General features: G+C 63.5%; 18 protein-coding genes. 13 read left to right on the forward strand and 5 right to left on the reverse strand.

What is annotated here, in order from left to right:
* Positions 1-3 precede the first annotated feature (3 nt).
* From treS to QYR03_RS10665, 3 genes are read right to left on the reverse strand one after another with little or no spacing between them, the layout of a single operon-like run.
* Positions 4-1,722 (reverse strand): maltose alpha-D-glucosyltransferase, encoded by a 1,719-nt coding sequence (treS, locus tag QYR03_RS10655; RefSeq protein ID WP_301712864.1) that lies wholly within the window; start codon positions 1,720-1,722, stop codon positions 4-6.
* The gene (locus QYR03_RS10660; RefSeq protein WP_301712863.1) at positions 1,709-2,851 is read right to left on the reverse strand and encodes a MalY/PatB family protein; all 1,143 of its coding nucleotides are present in this window, start codon (positions 2,849-2,851) and stop codon (positions 1,709-1,711) included. The genes treS and QYR03_RS10660 overlap by 14 nt, the downstream gene beginning before the upstream one ends.
* A 9-nt stretch (positions 2,852-2,860) precedes the next feature.
* Positions 2,861-4,678, reverse strand: coding sequence for an ABC transporter ATP-binding protein (locus tag QYR03_RS10665; RefSeq protein WP_301712862.1), 1,818 nt, complete (start codon positions 4,676-4,678; stop codon positions 2,861-2,863).
* A gap of 49 nt (positions 4,679-4,727) precedes the next feature.
* Between QYR03_RS10665 and QYR03_RS10670 the strand changes: the two genes are divergently transcribed.
* Together QYR03_RS10670 and idi are read left to right on the forward strand one after the other, a co-directional pair.
* Entirely contained in the window at positions 4,728-5,267 is a 540-nt protein-coding gene (locus tag QYR03_RS10670) for a hypothetical protein (protein WP_259851162.1), read from the forward strand.
* Positions 5,267-5,779, forward strand: coding sequence for an isopentenyl-diphosphate Delta-isomerase (gene idi, locus QYR03_RS10675; RefSeq protein ID WP_259851161.1), 513 nt, complete (start codon positions 5,267-5,269; stop codon positions 5,777-5,779). The genes QYR03_RS10670 and idi overlap by 1 nt, the downstream gene beginning before the upstream one ends.
* Here idi and QYR03_RS10680 read toward each other — a convergent pair.
* Complete coding sequence (locus QYR03_RS10680) at positions 5,730-6,758, reverse strand: carboxylesterase family protein (protein ID WP_301712861.1); 1,029 nt, start codon at positions 6,756-6,758, stop codon at positions 5,730-5,732. The two genes, idi and QYR03_RS10680, sit on opposite strands and share 50 nt — an antisense overlap.
* 20 nt (positions 6,759-6,778) lie before the next feature.
* On the opposite strand from QYR03_RS10680, the gene QYR03_RS10685 reads away from it, so the two are divergent.
* Positions 6,779-6,925, forward strand: a complete 147-nt coding sequence (locus QYR03_RS10685) for a hypothetical protein (RefSeq protein ID WP_259851159.1) — start codon at positions 6,779-6,781, stop codon at positions 6,923-6,925.
* A complete protein-coding gene (locus QYR03_RS10690; RefSeq protein WP_259851158.1) occupies positions 6,918-7,058 on the forward strand; it encodes a hypothetical protein in 141 nt (46 codons plus the stop codon). Before QYR03_RS10685 ends, QYR03_RS10690 begins: the two co-directional genes overlap by 8 nt.
* Here QYR03_RS10690 and QYR03_RS10695 read toward each other — a convergent pair.
* Positions 7,042-9,138 (reverse strand): 4-alpha-glucanotransferase, encoded by a 2,097-nt coding sequence (locus QYR03_RS10695; protein ID WP_301712860.1) that lies wholly within the window; start codon positions 9,136-9,138, stop codon positions 7,042-7,044. The two genes, QYR03_RS10690 and QYR03_RS10695, sit on opposite strands and share 17 nt — an antisense overlap.
* Positions 9,139-9,345: 207 nt before the next feature.
* Here QYR03_RS10695 and QYR03_RS10700 point away from each other — a divergent pair, with 207 nt between their 5' ends.
* The 9 genes from QYR03_RS10700 to QYR03_RS10740 are packed head-to-tail and all read left to right on the forward strand — an operon-like array spanning position 9,346 to position 17,648.
* A complete protein-coding gene (locus tag QYR03_RS10700; RefSeq protein ID WP_301712907.1) occupies positions 9,346-11,118 on the forward strand; it encodes a long-chain fatty acid--CoA ligase in 1,773 nt (590 codons plus the stop codon).
* Between the two features lie 58 nt (positions 11,119-11,176).
* Positions 11,177-11,425 (forward strand): hypothetical protein, encoded by a 249-nt coding sequence (locus QYR03_RS10705; protein ID WP_301712859.1) that lies wholly within the window; start codon positions 11,177-11,179, stop codon positions 11,423-11,425.
* 12 nt (positions 11,426-11,437) lie between these two features.
* Positions 11,438-11,731, forward strand: a complete 294-nt coding sequence (locus tag QYR03_RS10710; RefSeq protein ID WP_301712858.1) for an AMP-binding protein — start codon at positions 11,438-11,440, stop codon at positions 11,729-11,731.
* Positions 11,725-12,876 (forward strand): long-chain fatty acid--CoA ligase, encoded by a 1,152-nt coding sequence (locus tag QYR03_RS10715; protein WP_301712857.1) that lies wholly within the window; start codon positions 11,725-11,727, stop codon positions 12,874-12,876. Before QYR03_RS10710 ends, QYR03_RS10715 begins: the two co-directional genes overlap by 7 nt.
* A 26-nt stretch (positions 12,877-12,902) precedes the next feature.
* Positions 12,903-13,571: a hypothetical protein gene (locus tag QYR03_RS10720; RefSeq protein ID WP_259851153.1), complete on the forward strand. Its 669-nt coding sequence runs from the start codon at positions 12,903-12,905 to the stop codon at positions 13,569-13,571.
* On the forward strand, positions 13,568-14,686 hold the full coding sequence (hemW, locus tag QYR03_RS10725; RefSeq protein WP_301712856.1) for a radical SAM family heme chaperone HemW: 1,119 nt from the start codon (positions 13,568-13,570) through the stop codon (positions 14,684-14,686). The genes QYR03_RS10720 and hemW overlap by 4 nt, the downstream gene beginning before the upstream one ends.
* Before the next feature lie 50 nt (positions 14,687-14,736).
* Positions 14,737-15,759, forward strand: a complete 1,023-nt coding sequence (gene hrcA / locus QYR03_RS10730; RefSeq protein ID WP_259851149.1) for a heat-inducible transcriptional repressor HrcA — start codon at positions 14,737-14,739, stop codon at positions 15,757-15,759.
* 57 nt (positions 15,760-15,816) lie between these two features.
* The gene (gene dnaJ / locus QYR03_RS10735) at positions 15,817-16,944 is read left to right on the forward strand and encodes a molecular chaperone DnaJ (protein ID WP_259851147.1); all 1,128 of its coding nucleotides are present in this window, start codon (positions 15,817-15,819) and stop codon (positions 16,942-16,944) included.
* On the forward strand, positions 16,944-17,648 hold the full coding sequence (locus QYR03_RS10740; RefSeq protein ID WP_259851145.1) for a 16S rRNA (uracil(1498)-N(3))-methyltransferase: 705 nt from the start codon (positions 16,944-16,946) through the stop codon (positions 17,646-17,648). The genes dnaJ and QYR03_RS10740 overlap by 1 nt, the downstream gene beginning before the upstream one ends.
* Positions 17,649-17,651: the final 3 nt, after the last annotated feature.

The following is a 17,651-nucleotide window of genomic DNA, read 5'->3' on the forward strand; positions in this document are numbered from 1 at the left end:
ACCCTACGAGATGTCGAACCAGAAGTGGCCGTGCGGGGCGAGGGTGACAAGCCAGGGAAGCTCACCGATGGCGGGGAACTCGACGTTGCCGGACAGCTCGCGCGGGACGATGCCGGCGAGGTGTGACAATTGCATTTCCACTGGCTGGGGCAGGGAACTCATGTTGTTCACGCACAGGATGCGCTCGTCGTCGTATTCACGGATGAAGGCGAGGACCTGCGGGTTGCCGTGTTGGACTTCCTGGTAGTCGCCGCGGCCGAATGCCTTGTACTGCTTGCGGATGTGCACGTGCTCGCGGACCCAGTGGAGGAGGGAATTCTCCCGCTCCATCTGGGATTCGACGTTGACGGCCTGGTAACCATAGGTGTCGTTGCGGATCGCAGGCAGATAGAGGCGCTCGGGGTCGGTGCGGGAGAAGCCGCCGTTGCGGTCGGCGTTCCACTGCATGGGGGTCCGCACGCCGTCGCGGTCGGGGAGCCAAATATTGTCGCCCATGCCGATCTCGTCGCCGTAGTAGAGGAACGGGGAGCCGGGGAGGGACAGCAACAGGGCGTGGGCGAGCTCGAGACGGTCGCGGTGGCCGCCGAGCAAAGGTGCGAGGCGGCGCCGGATACCCACGTTCGCGCGCATGCGGGGGTCTGTCGCGTAGTTGGTGTACATGAAGTCGCGCTCGTCCTCGGAGACCATTTCGAGGGTGAGTTCGTCATGGTTGCGGAGGAAGATGCCCCACTGGGCGGAATCGGGAATGTTCGGGGTTTCGCGAAGGATGTCGATGATGGGCTGGGCGGATTCTTGGCTGATTCCCATGAAGATGCGGGGCATCACCGGGAAGTGGAAGGCCATCTGGCACTCGTCGCTGTCTCCGAAATACTGGACGACCTCGTCGGGCATCTGGTTGGCTTCGGCGAGGAGGAAACGGCCGGGGTACTCATCGTCGAAAAGCCTCCGCACGCGTTTGATGAATTCGTGCGTTTCCGGGAGGTTTTCGCAGTTCGTTCCTTCGCGCTCGAAGAGGTACGGGATGGCGTCGAGGCGGATGCCGTCCATGCCGAGGTCTAGCCAGAAGCGGATGACATCGATGACGGCGTCCTGGACATCCGGGTTGTCGTAATTCAGGTCCGGCTGGTGGGAGAAGAAACGGTGCCAGAAGTACTGTTTGCGCACCGGATCGTAGGTCCAGTTGGACTCTTCGGTGTCGATGAAGATGATGCGGGCGTCCGCGTACGGGGCGGGGGTGTCGGACCACACATAGAAATCGCCGTACGGGCCTTCGGGATCGCGGCGGGATTCCTGGAACCACGGGTGGGTGTCGGAGGTGTGGTTGATGGGGAAATCGGTGATGATGCGAATGCCGCGTTTGTGGGCGGCGTCGACAAGCGAAACGAAGTCTTCGACGGTGCCGAACTCGGGCAGGACCTTGCGGAAGTCGCGGATGTCATAGCCGCCGTCGCGGAGGGGGGAATCGTAGAACGGCGGCAGCCACAGGCAGTCGACACCGAGCCACTGAAGGTAGTCGAGCTTTTCCTCGACACCTTTCAGGGACCCGGACCCGGAACCCTCCGGGTCGTAGAAGGCGCGGACGAGCACCTCGTAGAAGACAGCGTCCTTGTACCACTCCGGGTCAGGGCGCTGCCAGGGCTCGTTGCCGGGGGCGGGGGCGGGTGCGGCGTATTCGCTGGCGTCTGCCTCGATGAGGAAGCCTTGCTCGTCAGTGGAGTCCATGGCCCCTAACAATAGCGGTAGAGATCCGGTCGAGCGCTTCGGACAAGATCTCGGGGCTGGTCGCGAAATTCAGGCGGGCATGGTGCGCGCCGCCCGGGCCGAACGTGACCCCTTCATTGAGGGCGACTTTCGCTTCTCGACGAATCCAGGTAGCCGGTTTTTCATCTTCGATCACAGTGCCACTGAAATCGAGGAACATGAGGTAGGTGGCCTCCGGCTTGGTGAACTGGATGCCGGGGACTGCCTCCGGGAGGTTCTCGATCAGATAATCTCGGTGGGCCTTGAGGGTTTTCAGTTGGTCATCCAGGGCTTCTTTTCCGTGGTCGTAACAGGCCTGCGCGGCGACGATGCCGAGGGTGCCGGTTCCGTCCTTCGCCACTCCGGTGAGGTTCTTCCAGGTGTCGACGTCTTTTTCATTGCTGAAGACCATCTGGGCGCACTTGAGGCCGGCGACATTCCACGCCTTCGAGGTGGCGGTGACGGTGATGCAGACATTCGCGGCGGTGTCGCTGACGCCAGCGGCGCAGTGGTGTTTTCCCTCATAAACGATGGGGGCGTGGATTTCGTCGACAAGCACCCGGGCGCCGTATTTGTCGGCGATATTGGTGATCTGGACGAGCTCCTCTTCGTCGAATGTGTAGCCCCACGGATTATTGGGCGCGGCGAGGAGAATGGATCCGGCGCCGTTCTTGAAGGCGGCCTCGATTTCCATCAGGTCCAGGCCGTCCTTTGCCCCAACCTCGACCATCTCGCGGCCGGCGGTTTCGGGAAGCTCGAGGAACGGGGGATACGAGGGGACCGGAACGATGACGGGAGAACCCGGCTTGGTGAAGTACTGGATGCCAAGTAGCATGCCGCGCACGACATCGGCGACGGGAAAAATGTGCTCCGGATTCGGTGTCCATCCGTACTGCTCGGAATAGAACCTGCTCAGGGAGTCTCCGAGAGTGTGGTGGGCAGGGGTGTAGCCGAACATTTCTCGGTCGACCGCGTCCTGGATCGCGCTTTTCACCGGCTCGGCGGTGGGGAAATCGCTCTCGGCGACCCAGAGTGGGAGGACATCGTCCTCGAACTGGGTCCACTTGCGGGTGCCGCGGGCGCGGAGGGTCTCAAGATCTGGGAACTGCATGGCCCCAACCTACGCCTTGAAGCCGAAGGCTTTGAGGCGCTTCCGGTCGGCGGCCGACGACGAGGCGGTAAGTGCGAGCAGCTCTGAATAAATTCCGCCGGAGACTGCGAGGTCGGAGGGGGTGCCAATCTCGTCGATTTTTCCGTCCTTGAGGGTGATGATGGTGTCGACATCGGCGATCGTCGATAAGCGGTGCGCGATCATGATGGTGGTCCGGTCTTTCATCAGTTCGTCGAGACCGGCCTGGACCAATCTCTCCGACTTGGTGTCTAAGGCGGAAGTGGCTTCATCGAGGACGAGAACTGGGGCATCCTTGAGCATGGCCCGGGCGACGGCAACCCTCTGCTTTTGGCCGCCGGAAAGGCGCAGACCGCGCTCGCCGATCACGGTGTCGTAACCGTCGGTGAAACTGGAAATGAAACTGTGGGCGTTCGCGCGCTTGGCGACGTCGATGATCTCCTGTTCGGTCGCATCCGGCTTGCCGTAGGCGATGTTCTCGCGGATGGTGCCGGAAAACAGGGCGGGTTCCTGGAAGACGACGCCGACAGAGGCTCGTACGCGCTCGACATCTGCGGTGTCGATGTCCTTGCCGCAGACGGTCAGGGAACCGGTGGAGATGGGGTAGAGCCCCAAAAGGAGGTTGACCAGCGTGGATTTTCCGCCGCCGGATTCGCCGACGAGGGCGACCGTTTCCCCGTGGCGGGCGGTGAACGTGATGTCATCGAGGATAGGTTCGCCCTCGTCGTACGCGAAGGAAACGCGGTCGAATTTGATGGTCGGCTCCGCGGCGGGCAACGGGATGACAGGGGCGGTGTCGAGCTCGGGAACATCGGCGGCTTCGGTGGCGGCGACGATCTGGGTGTTGGCAGCTTCCTCGATCTCCTGGTCCATCACCTTGAAGTAGTCACGGGAACCGGCGATGGCGCGCTGGGCGGAATCGACGAGCCAGCTCATCATGTGGACCGGCTGCTGCGCCATGGTGACCAGCTGGATGAGCATGACCATGTCGCCGATGGTGAAACGGCCGTTGTAGGTCTGCACGAACAGGATCATGTAGATGCCCAAAAAGACCAGGTTCATCGCCAGTCCACGCGCGACATCCATACTGTGCCACCAGCGCGACTGGGGGCGGGTGAGGCCGACCGTCTTTCCGTAATGGTTCGCGAATGCTTGAAGCTCGCGGGATTCGGCGACGAAGGACTTCGTGACCTTGACCTGCCCGACGACCTCGGCGAAGCGGCCGTTGGCTAGGTCGATCTGCTCGTTCTTCTCGTTCTCGAATTTCTGCCAACGCTTCGATGTCAAGGCAGTCAGGCCGAGGTAGATGGGGAAGAGCGCGAGCAGGAGGAGGGTGAGGGGCCAGTAGAAGAATGCGGTGATGCCCAGGATCGCCGTAACCTGCAGCAGCATCGGCAGCAAGGTGTTGGAGAAGGTCTGGACCGTCTGGGTGATGTTCATGATTGAACGGTCCAGGCGCGCGATGATCGTGCCGGTGACTTGGCCGTCGAAATAGCGCTGCGGGAGAGCCAGTAGTTTGGCGAAGTAGCGCGTGGACAGCACTTGTCGGATGCGGACGGCGACGACATCGCCGAGGTAGCCGCCGATGTTCTGCATCAGTGTGTTCGCGGAATAGGCGGCGAACAGTGCCACGGCGAGCCAGGCGACCGTGCCAAGTTTTCCGCCGTCGACGATGATGTTTGTCGCTTCACGGATGATGAACGGTGAAACGAGGTTGAGCGCCGCCGTGACGGTGGAAATGAGGATAATGCCGACGTAATAGGGCCAGAGGGCGGATGCGCTACGGATGATTCGTACTAGTGGCTGCACAGGCTCCACTGTAAAGTGTGTTGGAGTTTCATCGATAGGAAGGCACATCATGACGCGTAGGGCTCTTGGCATTGTGGCGGCAGTTTCATCAGCGTTGATTCTGGCCGCATGCGGCGACAGCGGAGTTGTCGACCAAGAGGGAAGTTCCATCACCCCGACCACGGGCGTGGCCACACCGACGGAGGAACCGGAATCTTTCGAGACCCACAGTGCCGAACCGCTGACCACCGACCAGATTAACGGCAAGGTCGTTGAGGATCCGGGCATGGATGTCTCCTACAAGTGGCAGGGCACTACCTACGCCCCGAACGGCGGCACCGTGGTCACTGTCGCGGTAATGAACCACTCCGACAACATCATGCCGCCGGAGGCTCTCGGCGAACCTGAGCTGAAGTACAAGGGCGGCAAGGAGAAAGCCAGCCGCATGAGCGCGGAAGAGGCCGGTATCGAGACCGACGGGCTCGATCTCCCGCTGGGCAAGGGGGCGACAATGAATGTGCAGTACGCATTCGATGTCAGCTCGGGCAATCTTTCCGACGCGACGTTCAAGATCGGCAACGTCGTCTTTGAAGGGAACCTGAACAACTAGTGGATGAGCTCGTGGTGCTGTGCACCGAGGACGGCGAACAAATCGGCACTGCGCCGAAGGTTTCGGTGCACACTGCGGACACTCCGCTGCACCTCGCGTTTTCGGCATGGCTTTTCGACGGTGAGGGCAACGTTCTCCTCACCCGCCGTGCCCTGTCCAAGTTGACGTGGCCGGGCGTGTGGACGAACAGCTTCTGCGGACACCCAGGGCCGGGGGAGACGTTCGAGGAAGCGGTGGTGCGAAGGAGCCGCGAAGAACTGGGGGCCGCGGTGAAGGACATTGAGTCGGTCCTCCCCGATTTCCGCTACCGTGCGGTGGATGCTTCCGGGATCGTGGAGAATGAAGTGTGCCCGGTCTTCTTCGCCGCGCTTGACGGTGACCTGAATCCGCGGCCTGAGGAAGTCTGCGAATACCAGTGGGTGAGCATGGATGATCTGCGGGAAGCAGTGTCCCGCTGTCCATTCATCTTCTCTCCGTGGCTGGTGGAAGAGCTAGCTCAGTTTCCGGTTTGAGGTGTGGGTCCCCGGAGGACGCGAACTCGACCAGCCACGGAGTGAGCGGGCCGCTGAAGAGCGGGAATAGTTCGTCGCAGTGCTTTGAGTCACCGGTGAAGGTGACATTCCAGACCGTGCCGGGCGCGCGGTCGATGACCTCGCGGACACGGTTGCGGATGATGCGGTTGGTCAGGCGGTTCCCGATGATGGGGTGCTGGAATTCCCGCTCGTGGGAGGACACGACGAGGTCGATGTCGGCCATTTCCTCCGGTGCGAGGGGGTATGGGCCCAACGCCATGTCGGTGAAATAGCGGCGGCGCAGTCGGTTGTAGGCGCGGTCGAGAGTTCTCGGGCGTGCACGGTTTAGCCAACGTCGGGTCGTGGGGATGCGAAGCGAGGATTTTCTTTGCTGGAAGCTGCCGCGGGGAAAAGCAGGGGACATGGCGACCGCGCGGCGGAAAGCGCCGCGGAAATGGTCTCTCCGCATCAACCACAGGACGATAGCGGCGCCTGCGGACTGCCCAGTGAGGGTGACATTGGTGGGGTCGCCGCCGAAGGACTCGATATTGGACTGGACCCATTCCAAGCCGAGGGCGACGTCATCGGTGGCGCGGTAGTGGTGGGGGTGGTCGTCGGGGAAAGGGACGAGACCGGGCAGCTTCTTCCGGTAATTGATGCGGACGAGAATGACGCCGTTGCGGGCGAGGTCTTCGCCGGGGGAGCCTTCGTCCTCGTGGTTGCTCATCTCGAAGCGGCCGCCGTGAATGTGGACGACGACGGGGAGATTCTCACCGGTTTTCGGGGCGACGATGGACAGGGCGGTGGTGTCCGGGGTGGGGCGTTGTGCGTCGATAAGAAGGCCCTTCGGTGCTGGTTCCGCATCGTCGAAGGGCGCCGGAATGCGCGAGTACTGAATGGAGTGGAAATAGGAGATGTCCCCGCGCGCGGTACCGATGATGGTGCCGGCAGGGCACGTCACTTCAACCGGGGAGCTCATGGGGCCTAAGCTTAAGCGACATGATCGATCTCACGCAGGCGAGTCCGTGGCTGCAATTGCCGGTTGTTCTGGCGATCGCGCTTCCGTTGGCTGGGCTCGCGTCCGTCGGGCTGCTGCGGCTAGTGGACTGGCTGGCTGCCGTATTGAATGGAGGATCCCATGGCTAACCCCGAAGACCTGCGCAAAGAGGACATGAAGCTGCCGAAGGCGCGCAGGAAGTACCCGCGCTCCCGTGTCACCCAGGCACTGTGGGTGCTCATCGCCCTCGTGGTGGTGATGGGGCTTATCGGGCTGTTCTAGCGCTGGCCTCAGCCACCCGGTGGAACAGGTCGATGTCCTCGAGGTTCTCAATGAGGACAGCGTTTCCCTGTGCGTCGCTCAACGGGACGCACCAGTTCTTGTACTGGTGGGAATTGGTGCCGGGCTGGTTCTGGATGCGGGTGTCGCCGACCATGTCGACGAGGTTCGTGCAGGTCAAAGCTGAACCCGTGTCGGCGATGAAGCGGGTGAGGCCCAAGACAAGCTCATCGACGTCGCCGCGTTCGTCCCGTCCGAGGCCGTCGAAATCGGTGTCGGCCAGTGGAGTGCCCGCGAAATAGCCGTGCTCGCGGGCGGTGTTGAGGACATGGGACTGCCAGGCGATGTCCTCGGCGTCCATCTCGTCGAGGGATTCGTCGACGAGGCCGAGCTGGGCGCGCAGCTCGTTGTGGGCGCCGGAGAGGTACCCGGCGGTCGGCGGCAAGTCGTGCGTGCCCACCGACGACAAAGCGAGGTTGCGGTACTCCTGCGGGTGCATCGGGCGTTCGCCGGTGGGGGCGTGCTCGAACCAGATGACGGAGGTGCCCAGCACGCCCCGGTCGCGCAGCTCCTCCTGGACCCACGGCTCGAAGGTGCCCAGGTCTTCCCCGACAACGACAGCATTGGCGCGGTCGGCCTCGAGGGCGAGAATGCCGAGCATCGCCTCGTGGTCGTAATTCATGTACGCGCCGTCGGCGGGGGTGCCCATGCGCGGGATCCAGAACAGGCGGAACAGACCCAGAATGTGGTCGACGCGGATCCCGCCCGAGTGGCGCAGGACAGTCTGGAGCAGCTCGCGCCACGGGGTGTAGCCGGTTTCTGCCAGTTTGAACGGGTTCCACGGCGGCTGGGACCAGTCCTGTCCGTGCTGGCTGTACCCGTCGGGCGGGGCACCGACGGAAGCATCCTGGACGAGGACGTCGCGCAGAGTGAAAGCATCCGCGCCACCCGGGTGCACGCCGACGGCGAGGTCCGTCATGATGCCAATGGACATGCCGGCGTCCTTCGCCACCTTCTGGGCGTGCTCGCGCTGCTTGTCGGCGACGAACTGGAGCCACATGTAGAAGCGGACCAGGTCGTCGGAATCGCCGTCGACCTCGAATTCCGCGCACCAGCGGGCGTAGTTGCGGAGACCCTCTCCCTCGAATTCGACGAAGCGGTCGAATTCCTCGTGGTCGCCTGATTCCTCGAAGACGTAGAAGAGTTCGTTCAGGGCGGCGAGTTTCGCGTCGAAGATCGGGTCGCGGTCGATGAAGGCGGGGGAGGTGTTGAGAGCCTTGAACTCGGCGGCGAGCTCGTCGATGTCGGCGCGGGTGTCGTCGTCGAGAAGCGCGTATTCCGGCACGTCTTCGACCGAAATATAGATCGGGTTAATGAAGCGGCGGGAGGTGGGAAGGTACGGCGAATCCTCGATCGGCGGCAGCGGTTGGGCGGCGTGGACCGGGTTGATAAGCAGGTATTCGGCACCGTGGCGGGCAAGGACCTTTGCGAGCTCGCCCAGGTCGTGGAAATCGCCGATCCCCCAGGAATGCTCCGAGCGTACCGAGTAGAGCTGCGCCATGACGCCGTAGGCGGGGTTCTGCAGCAGCTCGAGGTTGCGGCGGATCACCTGGGGCGTGACGACGAGGGTGCACTCCTCGCGGATGTCGCCCGATTCGAGGTGGATCGTGTGCCAACCGGTGGGTAGGTCGCCGCGGGTATGGAAGGTCGCTTCCCCCCAACCTTCCGTCGGCGGAGCCCAGTTCTCGTCCTGGTAGGCGGGGGACTCGGAACCGTCTTCGAGGGTGATCCACACGTGCGCGGGGGCACCTTCGGGGACGTGGACGTTGAAGTAGGTCTCCCGTCCCTCGCGCGCGATCACCACCGGGGGTAAGGGGCGGGTGTCCCAGTGGGTGCGCCACGCCTGGAGGGCGTCGGTGAGCTCCTCGGGGGCCGGGTCGTCGGAAAGCGGAACATCGAGAGCTTTCAGGAGGAGGACCAGGGAATCGCGCGGCGAGGCCACGATCTCGTTATTTTGGCCCCGGTACGTCAAAGTGAACCCGTACGCGGTCGCGAGTTGCTCGAGCAGTTCCGTATCAGCCACAACACGTCATTGTGCCAAAGAATGACGGCCTCCACAGATTTCCTGCGCAAAAGTGCAGGTACTGGTGAGCGGTGAGCTACGGGGCAAGGGTACGGTCATTGTTAGATAGCCCACACCGAGGGAGGTTTCACAGTGACTGCACAAGAATCCAAAGTCTTCACCAAGCCCGCCGAATTCACGCTGGCGCCGGGGGACAACTGCCTGACCATGATGCTCGCGCAATGCGAGAAGTATCCGGACCAGACATTCTTCTCCCGCCCGGAAGGCCGTGAGTGGATCGAGGTCACCGGCAAGGAATTCGCCGACCAGGTCCGCGCGGTGGCGAAGGGAATCGTGGCCAACGGCGTGGAGCAGGGCGACCGCGTGGTGCTCATGGGGGAATCCAGCTACGAGTGGGCGTTGCTCGACTACGCGATTTGGGCGGCGGGCGCCGCGAGTGTGCCGGTCTACCCGTCGTCGTCGGAGCACCAGGTGCAGTGGATCGTGGAGGACTCCGGTGCGAAGCTGGCGCTGACCGACACAGAGTCGAACCGCCGCCTCTACGACCACCTGGTGCTCAACGAGGAGGGAAAGGCGCCCCTGCGCGACTCGCCGACCCAGCTGAAGCGCACCCTGTCTTTCGCCACCGGTGCGGTGGGCGCGTTGACCACGGACGGCCGCGAGGTCGAGGACTCCGTGATCGACGAGCGGATCTCCAAGATCCAGCACGATGATCTGGCTTCGCTGGTGTACACCTCGGGCACCACGGGCCGGCCGAAGGGCTGCATCCTCACCCACTTGGTGTGGGCCTCTCAGGCGAAGGCGCTGCTGACCAACCCGATCGGCCACTTGATCAACGACAAGCAGGGCACGCACTACATGACGATCCTTCCGCTGGCGCACGTGCTGGCGCGCTCGGTGGCGCTGGCGAGCTCCATGGGCGGTGCCCACCAGGCGCACTGGGCGGACATGCGGACTTTGACGCTGGCGCTGCAGCGCTTTGAGCCGGAGATGCTGCTCGGCGTGCCGCGTGTCTATGAGAAGGTCCGCGACGGCGCCTACAACAAGGCGGCGGAAGGGTCGGACTTTGCGGCGCGCACATTCCTTGAGGCGGAGAAGGTCGCTATCGAGCACTCCAAGGCGATGGATTCGGGGGAGCGGCTGTCGCTGCGCTCCCGGGTGCGCCACAAGGTCTTCGACCGCCTCGTGTACAAGAAGCTCCGCGACGCGGTCGGCGGGAAGGCGACGCTGGCGATCTCCGGAGGCTCGGCGATTTCGACCGATCTGCTGCACTTCTTCCGCGGCATGGGCATCCCGATCTACGAGGGCTACGGTCTGACGGAGACCGCGGCGGCCGCATGCGTGAACTACCCGGGCGGCACGAAGATCGGCACGGTGGGCAAGCCGAACAACGGCTACTCGGTGAAGATCAACGAAGATGGCGAGATCTGCTTCAAGGGCGACGGCGTGTTCAAGGGCTACTGGAACAACGAGGAAGCAACGAAGGAAGCTCTTGTCGACGGCTGGTTCGTCACCGGTGATCTGGGCGAAATCGACGAGGAAGGCTACGTGAGGATCACCGGCCGCAAGAAGGACCTGATCGTCACCGCCGGCGGCAAGAATATTTCCCCGGGCCCGCTCGAGGACATCCTGCGCTCGGACAAGCTGATTTCCCAAGCTGTGGTGGTCGGCGACGGCAAGCCGTTCGTCGGCGTGCTGGTCACCATTGACGAAGATGAGCTGAGCCGCTGGCGCAAGCAGAACAACATGGGCGAGCGCCCGCTGAAGGATCTGGTGAAGACGCCTGAGCTGCGCGCCGCGGTCCAGGACGTGATCAACGAGGCGAACAAGACGGTCAGCCACGCCGAGGAGATCAAGAAGTTCCGCATTCTGACCAAGGAATTGAGCGAGGAGAACGGCGAGATCACCGCCACCATGAAGGTGAAGCGCAACGTGGTCATCGAGAATTACGCGAAGCAGATCGAGCGTCTCTACCGCTAAAACCGCACGAGCCTCCTGGAAACCAACTACTTTGTACTTGAAAACTAAGGAGGCTTTTGTGACCACTTTCACTGTTCCCGCTGGGTTCGTCGTCGCCCCGGACGAGAATTGCTATTCCGCTCTGGTGGACACCGCCGAAAAGAACCCGGACAACGTCCTGTTTTCCCGCCCCGGCGAGCACGACTGGGTGGACGTGACCGCCGCTGAATTCGTCGCGCAGGTGCGGAAGGTCGCGAAGGGGCTCATCGCCATCATGGCCTCCGGGGCGACGACGGTGGCGATCTACCCGACGAGTTCGCTGGACTAGATCCAGTGGATCGTGGAGGATTCCGGAGCAGGGTTCGCTATCGGGGAGACCCGCGACCACGGTGTGAAATTCGCGCACCTGACCGACTCGCCCGTGGAGCAGATCCTGCTGTTCAACGAAGACGCAGTCGGCTATCTCGAACGCGCCGGGCAAATCATCGGCGACGAGGTGCTGGACGAAAGAATCGCGTCGATCCGGCACGACGATATCGCTTCGCTGGTCTACACCTCGGGCACAACGGGGCGTTCGAAGGGCTGCAGCAGCACCCGATCGGCAAGATCGCGGGGCCGGGCACAAAGATGGTGACGTACCTGCCGCTGGCGCACGTCATGGCGCGCTCCGTGCACCTGCTGGCGACCATTTCGGGTACGCTCCAAACCCACTGGTCGGATGTGAAGACGGTCGCCGCGGAATTCCAGCGCGCCCAGCCGGATGTGGTGCTTGGGGTTCCCCGGGTGTACGAGAAGGCGCGCAACGCCGCATACGTGAAGGCGTCGGACGGTTCGGCTATCGGTGCCCGCATCTTCAAGGAGGTCGAGAAGACGGCCATCGAGTATTCGAAGGCGCTGGAGGGGAGGGGGCGGCCGTCGATAAGCTTGAAGCTCAAGCGCACGATCTTCGACAAGCTCGTCTACTCGAAGATCCGGGAGGCACTCGGCGGCAATGTGCAGTACGGCATTTCGGGCGGGTCGGCTCTGGGGGTGCCGCTCGGGCATTTTTTCCGTGGGGCCGGACTGCCCGTGTACAAGGGGTATGGGCTCACTGAAACTGCGTCGGCGGCCGCCGTGAATTTCGGGGACGACGCAAAAATTGGGTCCGTGGGTAAGCCGATGTTCGGTTATTCTGCGAAGACGACCGAGGACAGAGAGATCTGTTTTTCGGGTGACGGAATCTTCGTCGGGTACTGGCAGAACGAGAAAGCAACAAAAGAAGCGCTTATCGACGGCTGGTTCCACACCGGCGATCTCGGCGAAATCGACGAGAACGGATTCATCACCATCACCGGCCGCAAGAAGGACATCCTGGTGACATCCGGCGGCAAGAATGTGGCGCCGCAGCCGCTCGAGGAAATGCTGCGCCAGGATCCGCTGATCTCCCAGGCTGTCGTGGTCGGTGACGGAAAGCCGTTCATCGGGGTGCTGATCGCCCTCGCCGAGGATGCGCTGTCCCGGTGGAAAGAAGCGCGTGGGCTGGACTTGCCCGCATACAAGCTGGCGAAGCTGCCGGAGTTGCGCGGTGAGGTGCAAGATGCGGTGAACCGGGTGAACGCATCCGTCAGCAGGGCGGAACAGATCAAGAAATTCCGCATTCTTCCCCGCGACCTGACGGAAGCGGCCGGTGGTGCTGCGGACCTTCAGCCACCAGATACGGAAGCTTTACGGGTAGCTCCCCGGCGCGCCGTACAAAACGCTGTGAAACTCTGGCCTAGAGTCAACGCTCGAACGCCATAACAGGACTTGAGTTGAAGGGGGCCAGTGTGCACCGGACTGCCGCGACGCTGCGCCACCGCGAATTGACCCAAGAGGTCTACAACATCGGAGACGAGGTCGCGGAGTACATCGAGCACATCGCCGAGGCCGTCGCGGATTACGACGGGGAGCTCACCGACGACTGCCTGGCCGAGTTCTCCGAGATCGTAGATGACGCACGCACCGATGCCCGCCGGGTGGTCGGCGAGCTGATCGGCCTGCGCCAGGCGCTGGTGTCGGGGGTGAAGGCCGGCTCGATTTCAGCCGCTCTTCCCGCTAGTGAAAGGCTTCCGGAGCCGGAACCGCTGGATGCGGCGGGGCTGTTCGAGCTGTTCCCTCTGAGTTCGCCTACCCCGGTGAAGGCCATGACGGAGGTGTGCACGCAGCGCACAGACCTGATCGTGCAGCACCTCGGGGAAGTGGTGGACTACACCCTCGAGCAGACCGACATGGTGGCGCAGAATCTGGCGGCTGTGTCGCTGCCGCACTTGTACGCCCGCGTCGGCGAGCTGGTGGAGTCGGCTGTGGACGGCTGGCTCGACGCTGTGGTCGCCGAGCACCCCGGTTTCACCCGCGCGATGCGCGGATCCAACCCCCCGAAATTCCTGGAGGAGCGCGCCCGCGTTGACGCCATTGTGGCGAAGGTGGCGGCGAAGCGGTCGCGCCGCGGCGCATGAGTTTCGGTGTCTACGTCCATGTCCCGTTCTGCGCGACCCGGTGCGGCTACTGCGACTTCAACACGTACACTCCGTCGGAGACCGAAACGAGCTATTCCGCCTACCTCGACTCCCTGGACAAGGAGCTTGAACTGGTCGCCGGAAAGGTCGGGGTGGCCGCGGAGACTGTCTTCATCGGTGGGGGAACCCCATCCCTGTTGGGGGCCGAAGGGCTGGGAAGAATTCTGGACCGGGTCCGGAATACATTCGGCCTGGCCAAAGATGCCGAGGTGACCACCGAGTCGAACCCGGAGTCGACCAGCCCCGAGTATTTCGCGGGCCTCAGAGAAGCGGGATTCACACGGGTGTCGCTGGGAATGCAGTCGGCATCGACCCCGGTGCTGAAGGTGCTCGACCGCCAGCACACCCCGGGTCGTGCGGTGGAGGCGGCCAAAGAGGCGAAACGCGCCGGCTTCGAGCACGTGAACTTGGACCTAATTTACGGCACGCCGACGGAGACGGACGACGACGTGCGCACGTCGGTGGATGCGGTGCTCAGCGCGGACGTGGACCACGTTTCCGCCTACTCGTTGATCGTGGAGGACGGCACCGCCATGTCGCGTAAGATCCGGTCAGGGCAGTTGCCGGCGCCGGAAGAGGACACGTACGCGGACCGGTACGAGATCATTGCTTCACGGCTCGAGGAAAATGGTTTTGGCTGGTACGAGGTGTCGAACTGGGCGAAGCCGGGCGGAGAGTGCCGGCACAACCTGATCTACTGGCGCGGCGGCAACTGGTGGGGTGCCGGGCCGGGGGCGCACGGCTACGTGGACCGCTACCGGTACTTCAACGTCAAACGGCCGGAGAAATACAACGTGATGCTGGCGGACGGCGCTCTTCCTGTCGGCGGCAGCGAGATCATCACGGACGAGGAGCACCACTTCGAGCAGATCATGCTGGGGCTGCGCCTGAAAGAAGGAATCCCGCGGGAATGGGTGGGGGGAAAGGCGCAGGGGGTCGTCGATAAGCACGTGCGCGGCGGTGTGCTGGCGGAGAAAGACGGGAGAATTTCCGCGACCGACGCCGGAAGATTGCTGATCGACGGGGTGGTCACGGACATCTTGGCCGCGGAGTGACGCGGGCGCTACACTCGTGACTTAGCAGTCGAGGAAGGAGAGTGCCAAGTATGGCGGGTGTCGCGCGCGAACGCAGGCAAGCAGTCCTGCGTGCGATCGTCGCGGACTACATTTCTTCCCAGGAACCGGTTGGCTCGAAGCGCCTCGTGGAACGCCACAAGCTCAAAGTCAGTTCCGCGACGATCCGCAACGACATGGCCGTCCTCGAAGCGGAGGGCTTCATCGCGCAGCCGCACGCCAGTTCCGGCCGCGTGCCCACCGAGAAGGGCTACCGCGCCTTTGTGGACGCGATCAACGACGTCAAGCCCCTGTCGCTTCCGGAGCGCCGGGCGATTTCGGACTTTCTCGAGTCCTCCGTCGACCTCGAGGACGTGATGCGCAGGTCGGCGCACCTGCTGGCGCAGCTCACGCGGCAGGCGGCTGTGGTCCAGCTTCCCACCCTGGCGGTCTCGCGCGTGAAGCACTGCGAGGTGGTGGCGCTGACACCGATGCGCCTGCTGCTCGTGCTCATCACGGACAACGGGAGAGTGGACCAGCGGAATGTGGAGCTGGCCGCCCCGATCGACGAGGACGGACTGACGCAGCTGCGGGATCTCCTGAACCGGGCCCTGGCAGGCAAGACGATGGGGGATGCGTCGACATCGCTCGCCCTGCTTGCCGACGACGCCCCAGCCGCCATCGCCGAGCCGCTGAACAGGGCCATTGCTGTATTGATCGACACGCTGGTGGAGAGCCCGAGCGACCGCGTGCTCATCGCGGGGGCCGCGAACCTGGTGCCCATGACCACCGACCTGCTCAGCGTTGTCGAGGCGCTCGAAGAACAGGTGGTGGTGCTCAAACTCTTGGCCAACCTGCCGGAACTGGGAAACGTCAGCGTGATCATCGGCGCGGAGAACGAGGACGAGGAACTGTCCAAAGCGAGCATCGTCACCACCGGTTACGGTGCGGCCGGAGAAACCCTCGGCGGGGTGGGTGTCCTCGGCCCGACGTACATGGACTACCCCGGTACCATGCAGAAGGTCGCCGCCGTGGCCCACTACATCAGCCACATCCTCGGCGAAGAGGGCGGATGACACCCCGCGTTTTCACACGATTAGAAGATGAACAGATTTAGCGGAAAAGGACTTTAGATGGCTCGCGACTATTACGGCATTCTCGGAGTGGACCAGGGCGCCACCGACGCGGAGATCAAGAAGGCGTACCGCCGCCTGGCGCGCAAGTACCACCCGGATGTTAACGATACTGAGGAAGCGGCGGAGAAATTCCGCGAAATCTCCGTGGCGCAGGAGGTTCTGCTCGACCCGAAGAAGCGCAGCATCGTCGACCGCGGCGGCGACCCGATGGAGCAGGGCGGAGGCCCAGCCGGCGGCACCGGCGGATTCGGTTTCGGGGACATCTTCGAGGCATTCTTCGGGGACACAGGCGGCGGGCGTGGTCCGCGTTCGCGCGTGCAGCCGGGCAACGACGCCCTGCTGCGCACAACGATTTCGTTGGCGGAGGCGTATTCCGGCACCCGCAAGGATGTGACCGTGGATACCGCTGTGCTGTGCGAGCACTGCCACGGCACAGGCTCCGAATCGGAATCCAAGCCGGTCACCTGTGACGAATGCGGCGGCCAGGGCCAGGTCCAGCAGGTGCAGCAGTCCTTCCTGGGCAACATCATGACCACCACGTCGTGCCCGAAGTGCTCCGGTTTCGGGGAGATCATCACCGACCCGTGCCAGAAGTGCGGCGGGCAGGGGCGTGTCCGTTCGCGCAGGGATATCGCCGTGAAGATTCCGGCGGGCATCGTTGGCGGCATGCGAATCCGCATGGCCGGCCAGGGTGAGGTCGGGCACGGCGGCGGCCCGGCCGGCGACCTGTACGTGGAGGTGGACACGGAGACCCACCCGGTGTTCGTGCGCGAAGGCGACAACCTGCACCTGAAGGTCAACGTGCCGATGTACGACGCGGCACTGGGCACCACCGTCGAGGTGGAGAATTTGGCGGGCGAGACCACGACGATCGACATTCCGGCCGGCACGCAGCCGGAGGAGGAGCTCGTGCTTACCGGCCAGGGCATGCCGCGCCTGCGCCGGGAAGGCACCGGCGACATGGTCGCGCACGTCCAGGTCGTCGTGCCCACGGAACTGACCAAGGAGCAGCGTCGCAGCCTGGAAGAGCTGCGCGACGCGCACGGGGATTCCTCGTACGTCGAAGAAGAAGCGGGCCACGACGAGGGCTTCTTCTCCCGTCTCCGCGACCGTTTCCGCCGCTAATGAGCCTGCCTTATTTCATCGCCGAGGATCCCGCATCGGGCCGATTGGACGGGCCGGAGGGGCGGCACGCCGTCACAGTCAAGCGCATCCAAGTCGGGGAGCACATTGTGCTTTCCGACGGCCGCGGGACCGTCGCCGAAGTCGAAGTCGAAGATATTTCCGGGAAGGACCAGTTGACCGGGCGTGTTGTGGATGTGGCCGAGGTGCCGAAGCCGGGGCCGGCTGTGATTGTGGTGCAGGCGATCCCGAAATCCGAGCGGGCGGAGCTCGCCGTCGACCTGGCCACGCAGGGCGGGGCCGACGAGATCTACCCCTGGGTCTCCCACCGGACTATCGCCCGCTGGCAGGGCGCAAAGGTGGGCAAGAACGTGGAGAAATGGCGGGCGACAGCCCGCGAGGCGGCGAAGCAGTCGCGGCGGCCGTGGATCCCGGAGGTGCACGAGCCGGTGACCACGAACCAGCTGGCGGAGCTGATCCGGGGAGAATCGGCCGTGGTCCTCCACGAGGATGCGGAGACGAAGATCGGAGAGGTAGATTTTAGCGTCGACAAGCTGTTCTTGATCGTCGGCCCGGAAGGTGGAATCGGCGACGACGAGCTCGAGCTGCTCGACGCGCAGAAAGTGAAGCTGGGGCCTGAAGTCCTGCGCACGGCTTCCGCGGCCTTCGCGGGATTGAGTGCCATTGGGGCACTTTCCCGCTGGTAGGGT

Source organism: Corynebacterium sp. P4-C1, assembly GCF_030503595.1.
Taxonomy (GTDB): domain Bacteria; phylum Actinomycetota; class Actinomycetes; order Mycobacteriales; family Mycobacteriaceae; genus Corynebacterium.

Bases quoted from the DNA above. Each gene is read 5' to 3' on its own strand.
- QYR03_RS10670 (WP_259851162.1), top strand. From the start codon at position 4,728: ATGACGCGTAGGGCTCTTGGCATTGTGGCGGCAGTTTCATCAGCGTTG.
- QYR03_RS10700 (WP_301712907.1), top strand. From the start codon at position 9,346: ATGATGCTCGCGCAATGCGAGAAGTATCCGGACCAGACATTCTTCTCC.
- QYR03_RS10690 (WP_259851158.1), top strand. From the start codon at position 6,918: ATGGCTAACCCCGAAGACCTGCGCAAAGAGGACATGAAGCTGCCGAAG.
- treS (WP_301712864.1), bottom strand. From the start codon at position 1,722: ATGGACTCCACTGACGAGCAAGGCTTCCTCATCGAGGCAGACGCCAGC.
- dnaJ (WP_259851147.1), top strand. From the start codon at position 15,817: ATGGCTCGCGACTATTACGGCATTCTCGGAGTGGACCAGGGCGCCACC.
- QYR03_RS10680 (WP_301712861.1), bottom strand. From the start codon at position 6,758: ATGAGCTCCCCGGTTGAAGTGACGTGCCCTGCCGGCACCATCATCGGT.
- QYR03_RS10740 (WP_259851145.1), top strand. From the start codon at position 16,944: ATGAGCCTGCCTTATTTCATCGCCGAGGATCCCGCATCGGGCCGATTG.
- QYR03_RS10660 (WP_301712863.1), bottom strand. From the start codon at position 2,851: ATGCAGTTCCCAGATCTTGAGACCCTCCGCGCCCGCGGCACCCGCAAG.
- QYR03_RS10715 (WP_301712857.1), top strand. From the start codon at position 11,725: ATGGTGACGTACCTGCCGCTGGCGCACGTCATGGCGCGCTCCGTGCAC.
- hemW (WP_301712856.1), top strand. From the start codon at position 13,568: ATGAGTTTCGGTGTCTACGTCCATGTCCCGTTCTGCGCGACCCGGTGC.
- QYR03_RS10685 (WP_259851159.1), top strand. From the start codon at position 6,779: ATGATCGATCTCACGCAGGCGAGTCCGTGGCTGCAATTGCCGGTTGTT.
- hrcA (WP_259851149.1), top strand. From the start codon at position 14,737: ATGGCGGGTGTCGCGCGCGAACGCAGGCAAGCAGTCCTGCGTGCGATC.